Genomic DNA, 13347 nt, shown 5'->3' on the forward strand with positions numbered 1-13347 from the left:
CGTGACAGCGCGGGCAAGCCGTGTCATAGGGAGGCCAAGTTTTCACAAGGCCTCCCTCGACCATGATCCGCATCGATAATATCAGCAAGTCTAACAGCCATCGCATTCTCTTCATCGAATCCTCTGCTGCGTTGAATCGCGGCGAGAAGATCGGTCTCGTTGGGCCAAATGGTGCGGGTAAAACTACGCTTTTTCGTATGATTACCTGCGAAGAACTGCCTGATGAAGGGCAGGTCAATGTCGAAAAAGGCGTGACAATCGGCTATTTCAACCAGAATGTTGGTGAAATGGGCGGACGTTCTGCTGTTGCCGAAGTTATGGACGGGGCAGGGCCAGTCAGTGCTGTTGCAGCCGAACTGCGCGAACTCGAAAGCGCCATGTGCGATCCTGAACGTCTCGATGAGATGGATGCAATTATCGAGCGCTATGGCGAGGTACAGGCGCGTTACGAAGAACTTGATGGCTATGGTTTGGACGGTCGTGCACGTGAAGTGCTTGCTGGTCTTAGTTTCAGTCAGGAAATGATGGACGGCGATGTCGGCAAACTGTCCGGCGGCTGGAAAATGCGTGTGGCGCTTGCCCGTATTCTTCTGATGCGTCCTGACGTTATGCTGCTTGACGAACCAAGCAACCACCTTGATCTCGAAAGCCTGATCTGGCTCGAATCCTTCCTCAAAAACTACGACGGCGCATTGCTGATGACCTCGCATGATCGCGAGTTCATGAATCGTATTGTGACCAAAATTATTGAAATCGACGGCGGCTCACTCACAAGCTACTCCGGCGATTATGCTTTCTATGAAGGCCAGCGTGCGCTCAATGAAAAGCAGCAGCAGGCGCAGTTTGAACGCCAACAAGCCATGCTTGCCAAGGAAATCAAATTCATCGAACGCTTCAAAGCACGCGCATCCCATGCATCGCAGGTGCAGAGCCGTGTGAAAAAGCTTGAGAAAATCGACCGCGTGGAGCCGCCACGTCGCCGTCAGACGGTGGCTTTCGACTTTTTGCCTGCGCCACGATCGGGCGAAGATGTTGTTAGTCTTAAGGGCGTGAACAAGTCTTACGGCAGCCGCACGATTTATGACGGTCTGGACTTTATGGTCCGCCGCCGTGAACGTTGGTGCATCATGGGCGTCAATGGCGCTGGTAAGTCAACGCTTCTTAAGCTGGTTACTGGTACAACGGAGCCTGATCAGGGTGTGGTCAATCTTGGTGCCAGCGTAAAACTTGGCTATTTCGCGCAGCACGCCATGGATATTCTGGATGGTGAGAGCACCATTCTCGAATGGCTGGAGCAGCGTTTCCCGAAAGCGGGGCAGGCACCTTTGCGCGCACTTGCTGGCTGCTTTGGTTTTTCTGGCGATGACATTGAAAAGAAATGCCGGGTTCTCTCCGGTGGTGAGAAAGCCCGTCTGGTGATGGCTGCAATGCTGTTTGACCCGCCGAATTTCCTCGTGCTTGATGAGCCGACGAACCATTTGGATCTCGATACCAAGGAAATGTTGATCAAGGCGCTTTCAGCTTATGAAGGCACCATGCTTTTTGTATCACATGATCGTCGGTTTTTGTCCGCACTTTCCAATCGCGTGCTCGAACTCACGCCCGATGGCATTCACCAATATGGTGGCGGCTATACAGAATATGTTGAAAGCACGGGACAAGAAGCTCCTGGTTTGCATGTTGGATAAAAAAAGGCGGGAATTTCCCGCCTTTTTTGTCATCTGCTTAGCGGTAAACAATGCCGCCATCGGTCAGGATAGCCTGTCCGGTGATGTAGTCTGAATCCGGGCTCGACAGGAAGGACACCAGCGACGCAACGTCTTCCGGTGTTTGTGCGCGGCCAAGAGCAATGCCCTCGACATATTTCTTGTAGGTCTCACCCTTTGGTGCTCCCGTGATTTCTGAGAAGCGCTCATCGATTTCGACCCACATATCAGTGCCAACAATGCCCGGGCAGTAGGCATTAACGGTGATGCCGGCGCTTGCATATTCCTTGGCGGCTGCTTGGGTCAGGGCGCGCACGGCAAATTTGGTTGCCGAATAAACGCCGAGCATTGCAAAACCATCATGGCCAGCGATTGAGGAGGCGTTGATAATTTTACCTTTATGTCCACGTGCCTTGAACTTGGCCGCTGCCGCTTGAATACCCCACAAAACGCCTTCAATATTGATTTTTAGGATGCGGTCGACTTCTTCTGGCTTCACATCAGAAATTGGCTGCACCTGCGCAATGCCTGCATTGTTGACGATAACATCAAAACCGCCGAGTTCTTTTTCGGCATGATCAATTGCAGCATAGACGTCATCGCGCCTGCTAACGTCGGCGGAGAAGGTTGAAGCTTTGCGCCCAAGCCCTTCAACTTCTTTTTTCACTGCTTCTAACTTGTCTGCCTTCAGATCGACCAGTGCAATATCAAAGCCATCTTTTGCGAGACGCAAAGCAATACCGCGACCGATGCCCTGTGCTGCACCCGTTACTAATGCGACTTTAGCTGGATTTGCCATGATGTATCCTTTTTTTTTGATAAGCGGGGACGATTCTGAGGCCATCGACGACCCTCGTGATCACGTTCACATGGTCTGATGACGCTGCAAAGACAATTAGGATTAGCTGATGTTGATTTCATTGATCGTGATCAACTTCTCACTCATTGTCTTTAAGCTATAGATTTAGCTTCTTAAATCTAAGGTCAAGCTATATACTGGATTAAAATTATCAATTTTGGGCATGTCATGACCATTTTATCGAAGTCGTTTAGCTCAAACGGTTTGGGCACAGTGCATCGCAGGGGCTTTTTCGCCTTGGCAGCCGTGGCGCTTGTTGCTTTTTCAAACCCAGTATCGCTGCATGCTGAGGACAGACCAGTGCTGCGCGTTGCGCTTGCAACGAGCATTTCCAATCAGGCTGCGGAAGTTGCAGCTGCGGAGGCGAAAGAGCAGGGATTGGATGTCGAACTGGTGGAGTTCAGTGACTGGAATACGCCGAATACGGCCGTTGCAGACAAGACCGCAGATGCAAATCTTTTCCAGCATATTCCGTATCTGGAATACACCAACGCCAATACCGGCAACGGACTTGTTCCAGTTGCTCCTGCGTTTAGCACCCCTTTCGGTCTTTACTCCAAAAAGTATGCAAAACTCGAAGATCTGCCTGATAACGCGCAGATTGCGTTTTCAGGAGATGTTATCAATACGGGCCGTTCCCTGTTGCTTTTGCAACAGGCGGGCTTTCTTGAGTTGAAGCCCGGTACAGACCAGCGCGCCAGCCTTGAAGACGTGGTGAAATGGAAGAAACCGCTTAAGATTGTACAGCTTGATGGTCCGCAAATTGCGCGTTCGCTGGATGATGTCGACGCCGCGGCTACCTATCCTACGTTCGCCAAACTTGCAGGATTAGAAGCATCATCTGGTCTGATTTTCGAGAACGAACCGATCTATGCATTTCAGTTCGTTACGCGGCCGGAACTGCGTGATGATGCACGGCTGAAGAAGTTCATTGAAGTTTACCAGAACTCTCCAGCTGTTAAGGCAAAGCTGCACGAACTCTATGGTGAAATGGTTTCATTCCCGCGTTAGAGGGGATTAGGCCATGCACTCTTTGAATCAGTTTTCTATAAGTATGCGCTGGAGAGTTTTAGCGTCTATTTTGCCAAATTTCTGTCTGTTGTTTAAATAGGGCATTGAAGCCGGGATGTGGTTCAGCTAGAAACGCCTCAAATGAGGCTTTCGCGCCTCCCGGCGATGCACCCGTAGCTCAGCTGGATAGAGTGCTGCCCTCCGAAGGCAGAGGTCACTGGTTCGAATCCAGTCGGGTGCGCCATAAAATCAATGACTTAGCAGTGATTGACATCTCCCTCCAAAATTGCAACTCACCAAATAATCACCAACTGAAAATACATAGTGATTAGTGATCAAGAATGAAAAATGCCCAGTTCAGGAGACTGACGATTCGTTTATTAAAATGCTTTCGAGGCTCTGAGATTATCTTGTCCGCTGGAGATGATTCCTGTTGGGCCCACACAACCGATCAGCTTCATTGTACAGCGGGGAGGTCTCGGATGTTGAATAAATAATCCGCTGCCACTTGTTTATGGTTTCCCGAGCGCAGACACTGCAATCTATATGCTCATGACCCCAATCATTGTGCGGTTAAAAACCTAAGAAATACAGCAAACATTTATCTGCTTTTGCTATGTAAATCTTATTTTATGGAAGATTGTCACTAATCATTCCTTTGAAAGGAATGGCGCGAGTGACGGGGCTCGAACCCGCGACCTCCGGCGTGACAGGCCGGCACTCTAACCAACTGAGCTACACCCGCGCATTGTTCCGATGCTTTCGCTTGGGAACGATGCTCATGTATGCGGGAACGCAGCCAGCGTCAATCGTTTCTATGCGTAAGACCATAAAAAAATGAGATAATTTGAATTTAAGCCCGACCTTGTGGATAAACTTGGCGTTTTTTGCTCGTGAAAAGGGAAAACCAGGGCAACATAGGAGTTATAAATGGAAAACGGCAGCTCGAATATGAGTGCCGCTACCTTCAGAGATTCGTTTAGCGAACAGTTTCGCCGGTCTTTGGATCAATCTTAATCTCGACCTTCGCGCCATTTTTCATGAAATATTCTATTTCATAATAGCCGCGATCATTCCAATCGACTTCATCGATATATTGAACGTCCGCTTGCTGCTCGATCTTAGAAATAATTTCAGAGAGTTTTGCGCCTTCGGGAGCGGCTGCAAAAGCTGATGCGGATGTTGCCGTAAGAAGAATGGCGGCGATCATGGTGCGCATGTAGGACTCCTTCGATTGTTACAACCTGTAGGTAAGGCTGCAAAATGTCTAATCAAGGAGCGGTATCGCCAGATACCTCATTGCCACGAGCCAAAATGTGTCTGCACAAGGCAGCCGAACACAAGGAATGCCAATATGGCGAGGGCGATCAAGAGTATTTTCATTATATGATCATCCTCATTGTTCAGATCACATACAAGAAAACTGTATGTGATCTGAAATTGTCAGGTCGATCAATGAAAGGAACTGATTTCGATCAACGGTTACGATTGTCGACTGAAAATGCACCCGCACCCGTTGCTACGAGGGTGATGAATACAAAACAGAACAAAATGGAGGCATCGCCGCCGTTTGCGACAGGGAAGAAGCTTTTTGGCGCGTGCGCCAAAAAATAGGCGAATGCCATGTGGCCCGAAAGGATGAAGGCAACCGGTCTTGTAAACCAGCCAAAGAAAATGAGCGCGCCACCAATGATTTCCAGCAAGGCCGAGGCAAGCTGCAACGCCGAGAGGCTATCAGGGCCAGCAATTGGAAAGCTGAAAGCTTTCTGTGTGCCGTGCTCAAAATAGAGAAGTGCAGTTACAATACGAAGAATGCCGATTGCGTAAGGCTGGTATTTGTTGAGCGAGCTGTTTTCTGCCACGAGTTTTTCCAAACATGAGATTTAAAGTCAATAAATCCATGAAGCCAAAAACCGCCATAAATGCAAGTATTTGCTAATGAAAAATGCCGCTGAATGTCAGCGGCAACGTGTTTGTCCGAGCTTTACGTCAAACTGACGTGGACCAACCATTCCGTTTTTCATCGGCTTAGAGACGATTGTTGCTCTAAGAGAGCAGGGACCAGCAATCACTTGGTACTTGTCGTCGTTTTGATAGATTACCTTGTCTATCGGGTATTGAGGCACAGCTTGGGCGGCTGCTTCAATAACGGCATTGAGTTCTTTTGCGCGTTGATAATTTGGGGCCAGTGCAGCCTCAGCAGCGCTTGCAACAACAAATAGTGAAACAGTGCCAAATATGATTGCCAGACGATCCATACTGATCTCCATCCAGTTTAATATTCAATAAAATTAAGCGGGCAGAAAAATAGGGCCCGCCTGTTGCCTCCCAAAGGTATCATCACAGTCATGCGATAAGATAGTGAAATCGGACGCAGGCTTTTCTTCACACCGCTCATCGCTGTTCAATCATTAAAAACCGTAAGAAGATTTCATCACGCGTCCCATTGATATCCCAAAATCTATCGCCATTTCCGATATTCGATAAACTTGAATAGCCAATGGATAATTGATGGCCATAGCCCCACAGCGCCGAGCACTGCTAATCGTCAATCCGAAAGCTAGGAATGGCAAAGGGTTCAATGCAGACATGCGCGCAATACTCGAACGCGGTGGCATATCTCTTGTTGAAAAAACAGCCAAGGGAGATGAGTCGATCTCCGATGTCATACGTGGCAATAGTGATGTTGATTTGGTCATCGTTGGCGGCGGCGACGGCACGCTGAATGCTGCAGCCCAAGGCCTTATGGAAACCAAATTGCCTTTGGCTATTTTGCCGTTGGGAACTGCAAATGACTTTGCGCGCACAATTGGTATTCCGGCTGATCCAACAGAAGCGACACGGCAATTGCTTACCTATCAGCAGCACCCCATCGATCTGGGGGAGGTGAATGGTCATCTCTATTTCAATGTGGCAAGCATTGGTTTTAGTGCTGAACTGGCCCAGAAACTCAGTGCCGATGCGAAGAAAAAATGGGGCAAGCTCGGCTATGCAATTGCAGCCGCCAGAATTTTGGCGCGATCGGAGCTTTTCACGGCCTATCTTGAACATGATGGAATAACTGAGCAGATAAAAACGCTTCAGGTCTCGGTGGGAAATGGCAAGTTTTATGGCGGCGGAATGGCTGTTCAAAAAGATGCGACCATTGATGATGGTAAACTGGATTTCTATAGTCTCGAAGTCGATCACTGGTGGAAGCTACTACGTTTGTTGCCAAGCTTACGCCAGGGCACGCAATCGAAGTGGGATGATGTACGCGCGTTTCCAACGACTGAAGTGATTATACGCACCAAAAAGCCACGCCCTGTGAATACGGATGGTGAGCTTTCAACGTGGACGCCTGCCCATTTCAAGCTGCATCGTAAAGCGATCAACGCTTTCAGGCCCGCATAAAAAATGGCCCGCTCTAGCAAGAACGGGCCTAATTCATGACGTTAGGTGATTGGCTCGGAGGTCATAAGAGCCGTATAAGTAACGGCTGCCCCCCTCAATTGTTCCTTCATCAGAAGAAAAAGTACCAGATAAACAGCACTGCAATAAAAGGTACGCCGAGAAGCCATAGGATAAGTGCACGGAACATTTTTTCTCTCCTTCGTGTTGAAAAAACAACGTGGTAGGGGCGTTTTGGTTCCCTGAGAGATGTGATGAAATTTTGTTAACCTTCATCGACTCAAGTCCCCGATTTGCAAATTCTTTAATGATCCGTCAATAATTCGGTGACATCACTATTTGCTCAAAGATATTTTGACCTCTCGGGTTGCGTAAAGAGTTGCGGGTGTGTGGCGTATGAGTTCGAACGGGTGGCAAAGCCGCGATGGAAGCGTAAGGCTAGCGATTAAGCGTGAAAAACGCGGATCGACTGCAATGTTGACATTCGTGGCGTTAGCTCTCGCTTTGGCAGGCTGCGCAAGCGCTTCGCAGCCGAAGTCATCAAAGAAAAAACATCCAAAAGAATATTTCGCTGAATCCAAATATGGTGTCAAAGCCAGTCCGCGGGTGACGAATGTGCAGGGAAAGCCTCTGCCGCGTGGTGGTGGGCGTGATCAGACGGGCAAGCCTTATCAAGTCAAGGGCCGTTGGTATTATCCGAAAGAAAATAAGAACTATGCTTCGCGAGGCCGCGCTTCCTGGTATGGCAGTGCTTTCCATGGACGCCTGACAGCTAACGGCGAAATCTACGATATGACGCATTTGACGGCGGCACATCCGACGATGCCGTTGCCAAGTTATGCGCGCGTTACCAATATGTATAATGGCAGTTCTGTGATCGTGCGTGTGAATGATCGCGGACCGTTTGAGCGCGATCGCGTGATTGATCTGTCGCAGAAGGCTGCTGAAATGCTGGATTATCAGCACCACGGTACTGCTGATGTGAAGGTCGAGTATGTCGGACGTGCACCATTGGACGGGCAGGACGATGCTTATCTTATTGCCTCTTATCGCCCTGGTAATGCTGATCCGATCGGACAACCTGCAACGGGTGTTATGATGGCAATGAATGCCCCAACACCGACGCCTGCTGGTATCGCCGCTATGCCAGTTCCGCAATCATCACCGTTTGAAGTAAATCCTGCATATGGTGACGGTGGGGCGTCTGTATTGCCAGCCAGTGTTCCAATTCCTTCACCAAAACCAGCAATTGGTTTTGGTGTCGCCAATGCATCTCAGCTAGGAACTTTGGGCTATGCGTCTGACCGTATGACCGTTTCTGCATATGCAGAAGAAAAAACATATGGCAGCATTCTGACTGCTAGCGCTGTTTCTGATGCGTGGAAGCGAAGAAATGCGGAAGAGCAGCGTGAATATGTTGAGTTGGGCACGTTTAGCTCGCTTGAAGACGTTATAAAGCTTGAAAAATTGCTGCCGCGTTCCGCACGTGTTACACGCATGAAAACGCCGACGAAAAATGGCGATATGTATGAGCTGACGGCCTTCTCGCAAAAAGGCAACAATGACGATCTGCTTCGCGCTGCTTGGAAGGCTGGAGCGACCGACGCCTTTGTCGTTCGTGCTGACTGAAAAGAGCAGAAGCCGCGAGGCAAGCTTGTCAAAGCATGACAGGTGTATCATGGGGTGCTCTTCGATCGGCATAAAGTTTGCAATGGCGGCGACTGTCGCTCTTGCATTGTCGTCTCCGGGCTTTGCGCAGCCTGTTGAGGTGATATTTGCAACCAAAGCCCCACAAGTTCTGTTGCTCGATGATACAAGCGGCACGGTTCTCCTTTCTAAGAATCCGGACCTGAAAATTCGGCCTGCGTCACTTGCTAAGCTGATGACGGCAGAGGTTGTTTTCGAAGCGCTTCAAAAAGGCGAAACGACGCTCGAAACGACCTATCCGGTAACTGAATTTGCGTGGCGAACGGGTGGTGCGCCTTCTGGCACATCAACAATGTTTGCTGCTTTGAAGTCGACGCCAACAGTAGCGGACCTGCTGCAAGGTATGATCGTGCAGGCGGCAAATGATGGTGCAATCATCCTTGCTGAGGGACTTTCCGGCAGCGAAGCAGCCTTTGCCGAGAAAATGAATGCGCGTGCGAAAGAACTGGGGCTGACCGGTTCCAATTTCGTCAACGCAACCGGATTGCCTGCTGACGGACAGACAGTAACGTTGTCTGATCTGATAAAACTTGCGCGACACATCCACAGCGCGCACCCTGAAAACTACAAATATTACGCTCAGGATGCGTTCACCTGGAACAAGATTTTCCAGCGTAACAGAAATCCACTGCTGCGACTTGATATTGGCGCGGATGGCATGGGTACGGGCTATACTGAAGCATCCGGCTATGCGCTTGTTGGTTCCGCCGAGGAGAATGGCCGCAGGCTTTTTCTTGCGATGAGTGGTCTCACCAGCATCAAAGAACGCGAAGAGGAAGCCAAAAAGCTTATTCAATGGGGCATGACGTCTTTTGATGCCGTCAATATTTATGTGGCTAATGAAGAGGTAAGCATGGCACAGGTGTTTGGCGGTGCAGCTTCAAGCGTTCCGCTCAAAGTCAAAGATGCTGTCGAATTACTGTTGCCCAAAGAGGGCCGCGATAAGCTTCAAGCACGCGTTTCCTATGAAGGTCCGCTCAATGCGCCGGTTACAGCGGATACGCAGATCGGGACAATTGCATTTGAACTGAACGGCAATGTGGTTCAGCAAATGCCGCTTTACACAGCGCAAGCGGTGCCTGTCGGCACACTTTCTCAGCGCGCAATGGGCGCTGCACTCGAGCTTTCCACTGGTTGGCTGCGCAAGTATCTCTAAAGCGCATCCCGAAAAGTGGGAACCGGTTTTCGGACGAGATGCGCGTTCAAAAAATATCTGGGGCGCCAATCTGATGTAATCAGATTAAAGGCACACGGGATACTCGACCTGACAGTGAAACCTCATTAAACAAGATCAAGCTTGTTTTGAGAGAAACTCAATTTTGCGGAAGTCAGTTTGACCGGATTGTTTATTACATTCGAGGGTGGGGAAGGTGCTGGGAAGTCGACCCAGATCGCCTTGCTGGCAGAGCATCTGCGCGCTCTTGGCCTTGATCCGCTGATAACGCGCGAACCGGGTGGTTCTGCGGGTGCCGAAGCTGTTCGCCATGTGATTCTAAGCGGTAATGCCGAGAGCTATGGCCCCGCGATGGAAGCATTGCTGTTCGCTGCCGCCCGCGCCGATCATGTTGATCAGCTGATCCGTCCGGCGCTTGCTGAAAGCCGCATTGTGCTTTGCGACCGATTTATCGATTCGAGCCGCGCCTATCAGGGCGTAACCGGCAATCTCGACGCCATCTATATGGCAGCCATTGAACGCATTGCGATTGATGGCGCGATGCCTGATCTCACAATCATTCTCGATATTCCTGCCGAAAAAGGGCTTTCGCGCGCCAATAAGCGCCGCGGGAGCGATGTGGCAGATCGTTTCGAGAAAGAGGCGATAGCTGTGCATGAGGCGCGCCGCCAAGCCTTTCTCGCTATCGCCGAAGCAGAACCTGATCGCTGCAAAGTGATCGATGCTGATCGCGATCAAGATGCGATTTCTGCCGATATTATTGCTGTTACTGATGAAATTCTGAAGAAAAGGGGACTTCTGTGATCGAAGAACTCGACGTCCCCAAAGCCCATGATTCAATCGAAGGCGTGGCTGAACCATCTGCCAGCGATTACCTGACTGGTCATGGTGAAATCACATCGTTTCTTGCGCAAGCCTATCGCGAAGGGCGCATGCATCACGCATTGCTGTTTGAGGGCGAGCAGGGCATAGGCAAGGCGACACTGGCATTCCATCTGGCAGGCCACATGCTTGCGCATGGTGATCATGCATCTGCGCCTGAAACCATTGAAACACCTGATTTCAGCAAACCGCTCTGGCGACAGATCGCAGGTGGCATGCATCCGGCGGTGCTGCATATCAACCGGCCTTTTGACCAAAAGACGGGTAAGTTCAAAACTGGTATTCCCGTTGAGGAAATTCGCCGTGTTACCCATTTTCTGACCCGCACAGCATCAGACGGCGCTTGGCGCGTTGTCATTGTCGATCCCGCTGATGACATGAACCGCAATGCCACCAATGCTCTGCTAAAAACGCTGGAAGAACCACCGGCGCGCGCGATGTTTATCCTGATCTCGCATTCTTCTGGCCGACTTCTGCCGACGATCCGGTCGCGCTGCCAGAGCATCCAGTTCAAGACGCTGGCGGATGCGCCACTCACCGGTGCATTGACGCATATCGGGCCAAGCGTTGGCCTTGATGCGGGCAATATCACACCGGCGCTACTAACGCGGTCCGAGGGCAGCGTGCGCAAAGCGCTGCTTTTGGTTGCCCATTGTGGTCTGGAAATCTCCGACACGGTCGATGCAATCCTGCGGGCACAGAGTTTTGATCTGCCAAAAGCACAGGCGCTTTCAAATGTTGTCAATGGTCGCGAGGCCGAAATTCAGTATGAGCTGTTTCGCGATTATCTGATGAGCCTGATCGCCGATGAAGCGCGTCGCTATGCCGATTCGGGGCAATTGCAGAAAGCAGATCAATGGTCCCGCTATTGGAGCGAGTTGACCCGTGAAATTACCAATGCTGAGACCTATAATCTCGACCGCAAGCAGGCTGTTATGATCCTTTTGGAAAAAACGCATCGCGCTTTTCGATCTGGCGTGCCGCCGCTTACGTGACATGCCGTCTGACTTGCGTTATGTCACCGCTAACGTTTTTGAACATCACACTTGAAGAAGCCGGATTTTAGATGAGCCGCGAAAAATTCTATATTACCACTGCGATTGCTTACCCGAATGGCAAGCCGCACATCGGTCATGCTTATGAGTTGATTGCGACCGATGCTATGGCGCGTTTTCAGCGTCTCGATGGCAAGGATGTTCACTTCCTAACCGGCTCGGATGAACACGGCATCAAGATGTTGCAGAGCGCGCGTAAGGAAGGCATCACGCCCCGCGAACTCGCAGATCGCAACACGGCTGCTTTCCAGCGCATGGGTGAGTTTCTGAACAGCTCACACGATGATTATATCCGCACCTCGGAAGGACGCCACTACAAGGCCAGCCAGGCAATCTGGCAGGCAATGTCTGCCAATGGCGATATTTATAAGGGCGGTTATGCGGGCTGGTATTCGGTTCGCGACGAAGCCTATTATGGCGAAGACGAAACCGAAGTCCGAGCAGACAATGTTCGCTACGGTCCACAGGGCACGCCGGTCGAATGGGTTGAAGAAGAAAGCTATTTCTTCCGCCTGTCCAATTATCAGGACAAGCTCCTCGAACTATATGAAAACAATCCCGGCTTCATCATGCCTGCGGAGCGTCGCAACGAGATCGTTAGCTTCGTAAAGTCGGGCCTGAAAGATTTGTCGATTTCTCGCACGACGTTCGACTGGGGTATTCCTGTACCTGGCGATGAAAAGCACGTCATGTATGTGTGGGTCGATGCGCTGACCAACTATATTACTGCGCTCGGCTACCCGGATACCACGGACGAGAAGTGGGCTTACTGGCCAGCCGATGCACATATCATTGGCAAGGACATTTCGCGTTTCCACGCGGTTTACTGGCCAGCATTCCTGATGTCGGCAGGGATCCCGCTGCCAAAGCGCGTCTTCGCACATGGCTTCCTGTTCAACCGCGGTGAAAAAATGTCGAAGTCACTCGGCAACGTCATCGATCCGTTTGAACTGGTTGAACGCTATGGACTTGATCAGCTGCGTTACTTCCTGATGCGCGAAGTGCCCTTTGGTCAGGACGGCAGCTACAGCCACGATGCAATCGTCAATCGCACCAATGCTGATCTCGCCAATGATCTTGGCAATCTCGCACAGCGTTCGCTGTCGATGATTGCAAAGAACTGTGAAGGCAAAGTGCCCGTTCCGGGGGCGTTCTCGGAGGCAGATAAGGCCATTCTCGATCAGGCTGATGCAGCGCTGGAAACAGCGCGCAAGGCAGTTGGCGATCAGGCATTGCACATCGCACTTGGCGGCATTTTTGCAGTTGTTGCAGAAGCAAACCGCTATTTTGCAGGGCAGGAGCCTTGGGCGCTGCGCAAGACCGATCTGGAACGCATGGGCACGGTGCTTTATGTAACGGCAGAAGTGATCCGTCGCGTCGGTATCATGGTTCAGCCCTTCATTCCGCAGTCGGCAGAAAAACTTCTCGATATTCTGGCAATCCCGGCAGATCAGCGTCAGTTCTCTGACGTGAGCGCGCATCCGCTTGTCGGCGGTGCAGAGCTGCCAGCGCCAGAGCCGGTTTTCCCGCGCTATATGGAACCAGAAGAGCCGAACTGAGCCG

Annotated in this window: 12 protein-coding genes and 2 tRNA genes; 9 read left to right on the plus strand and 5 right to left on the minus strand. The window is 50.7% G+C overall.

Translation table 11 applies throughout. The features are described 5' to 3' along the window. The first annotated feature begins 62 nt into the window (after window positions 1–62). Window positions 63–1688, plus strand: coding sequence for a ribosomal protection-like ABC-F family protein (gene abc-f, locus RI570_RS00320; RefSeq protein ID WP_313826455.1), 1626 nt, complete (start codon window positions 63–65; stop codon window positions 1686–1688). A gap of 37 nt (window positions 1689–1725) precedes the next feature. On the opposite strand, the gene RI570_RS00325 is transcribed toward abc-f, so the two are convergent. After that, complete coding sequence (locus tag RI570_RS00325; RefSeq protein ID WP_313826456.1) at window positions 1726–2505, minus strand: acetoin reductase; 780 nt, start codon at window positions 2503–2505, stop codon at window positions 1726–1728. A 228-nt stretch (window positions 2506–2733) separates the two neighbouring features. On the opposite strand from RI570_RS00325, the gene RI570_RS00330 reads away from it, so the two are divergent. Together RI570_RS00330 and RI570_RS00335 are read left to right on the plus strand one after the other, a co-directional pair. Then, complete coding sequence (locus RI570_RS00330; protein ID WP_313826457.1) at window positions 2734–3576, plus strand: MetQ/NlpA family ABC transporter substrate-binding protein; 843 nt, start codon at window positions 2734–2736, stop codon at window positions 3574–3576. Window positions 3577–3743: 167 nt separating this feature from the next. Next, window positions 3744–3820, plus strand: a tRNA-Arg gene (locus tag RI570_RS00335). 424 nt (window positions 3821–4244) lie between these two features. Here RI570_RS00335 and RI570_RS00340 read toward each other — a convergent pair. From RI570_RS00340 to RI570_RS00355, 4 genes are all read right to left on the minus strand, one after another. Continuing rightward, window positions 4245–4321: transfer RNA gene (locus RI570_RS00340), tRNA-Asp, on the minus strand. Window positions 4322–4555: 234 nt separating this feature from the next. Then, window positions 4556–4795 (minus strand): PepSY domain-containing protein, encoded by a 240-nt coding sequence (locus tag RI570_RS00345; protein ID WP_310010152.1) that lies wholly within the window; start codon window positions 4793–4795, stop codon window positions 4556–4558. Window positions 4796–5051: 256 nt separating this feature from the next. After that, window positions 5052–5438 carry a DoxX family protein gene (locus RI570_RS00350; protein ID WP_313826458.1) on the minus strand — a complete coding sequence of 129 codons (387 nt, stop codon included), beginning with the start codon at window positions 5436–5438 and terminating at the stop codon, window positions 5052–5054. A gap of 96 nt (window positions 5439–5534) precedes the next feature. Further along, entirely contained in the window at window positions 5535–5834 is a 300-nt protein-coding gene (locus RI570_RS00355) for a hypothetical protein (protein ID WP_313826459.1), read from the minus strand. Window positions 5835–6087: 253 nt separating this feature from the next. On the opposite strand from RI570_RS00355, the gene RI570_RS00360 reads away from it, so the two are divergent. The 6 genes from RI570_RS00360 (at window position 6088) to metG (ending at window position 13343) form a co-directional block, all read left to right on the plus strand. Continuing rightward, entirely contained in the window at window positions 6088–6969 is an 882-nt protein-coding gene (locus tag RI570_RS00360) for a lipid kinase (RefSeq protein WP_313826460.1), read from the plus strand. Between the two features lie 393 nt (window positions 6970–7362). Continuing rightward, window positions 7363–8595 (plus strand): septal ring lytic transglycosylase RlpA family protein, encoded by a 1233-nt coding sequence (locus RI570_RS00365; protein WP_313826461.1) that lies wholly within the window; start codon window positions 7363–7365, stop codon window positions 8593–8595. Between the two features lie 82 nt (window positions 8596–8677). Further along, window positions 8678–9829 (plus strand): D-alanyl-D-alanine carboxypeptidase family protein, encoded by a 1152-nt coding sequence (locus RI570_RS00370; RefSeq protein ID WP_409558640.1) that lies wholly within the window; start codon window positions 8678–8680, stop codon window positions 9827–9829. 177 nt (window positions 9830–10006) lie between these two features. Beyond that, complete coding sequence (gene tmk, locus RI570_RS00375) at window positions 10007–10651, plus strand: dTMP kinase (protein WP_313826462.1); 645 nt, start codon at window positions 10007–10009, stop codon at window positions 10649–10651. Further along, complete coding sequence (locus tag RI570_RS00380; protein ID WP_313826463.1) at window positions 10648–11724, plus strand: DNA polymerase III subunit delta'; 1077 nt, start codon at window positions 10648–10650, stop codon at window positions 11722–11724. The genes tmk and RI570_RS00380 overlap by 4 nt, the downstream gene beginning before the upstream one ends. Window positions 11725–11795: 71 nt before the next feature. Continuing rightward, window positions 11796–13343 carry a methionine--tRNA ligase gene (gene metG / locus RI570_RS00385; RefSeq protein WP_313826464.1) on the plus strand — a complete coding sequence of 516 codons (1548 nt, stop codon included), beginning with the start codon at window positions 11796–11798 and terminating at the stop codon, window positions 13341–13343. Window positions 13344–13347 lie beyond the last annotated feature (4 nt).

Origin of the sequence: Brucella pseudogrignonensis, from assembly GCF_032190615.1 — a bacterium.
Taxonomy (GTDB): domain Bacteria; phylum Pseudomonadota; class Alphaproteobacteria; order Rhizobiales; family Rhizobiaceae; genus Brucella; species Brucella pseudogrignonensis_B.

Coding starts and splice junctions, on each gene's coding strand:
- abc-f (WP_313826455.1), top strand. CDS start 63: ATGATCCGCATCGATAATATCAGCAAGTCTAACAGCCATCGCATTCTC.
- RI570_RS00325 (WP_313826456.1), bottom strand. CDS start 2,505: ATGGCAAATCCAGCTAAAGTCGCATTAGTAACGGGTGCAGCACAGGGC.
- RI570_RS00330 (WP_313826457.1), top strand. CDS start 2,734: ATGACCATTTTATCGAAGTCGTTTAGCTCAAACGGTTTGGGCACAGTG.
- RI570_RS00345 (WP_310010152.1), bottom strand. CDS start 4,795: ATGCGCACCATGATCGCCGCCATTCTTCTTACGGCAACATCCGCATCA.
- RI570_RS00355 (WP_313826459.1), bottom strand. CDS start 5,834: ATGGATCGTCTGGCAATCATATTTGGCACTGTTTCACTATTTGTTGTT.
- RI570_RS00360 (WP_313826460.1), top strand. CDS start 6,088: ATGGCCATAGCCCCACAGCGCCGAGCACTGCTAATCGTCAATCCGAAA.
- RI570_RS00365 (WP_313826461.1), top strand. CDS start 7,363: ATGAGTTCGAACGGGTGGCAAAGCCGCGATGGAAGCGTAAGGCTAGCG.
- RI570_RS00370 (WP_409558640.1), top strand. CDS start 8,678: ATGGCGGCGACTGTCGCTCTTGCATTGTCGTCTCCGGGCTTTGCGCAG.
- metG (WP_313826464.1), top strand. CDS start 11,796: ATGAGCCGCGAAAAATTCTATATTACCACTGCGATTGCTTACCCGAAT.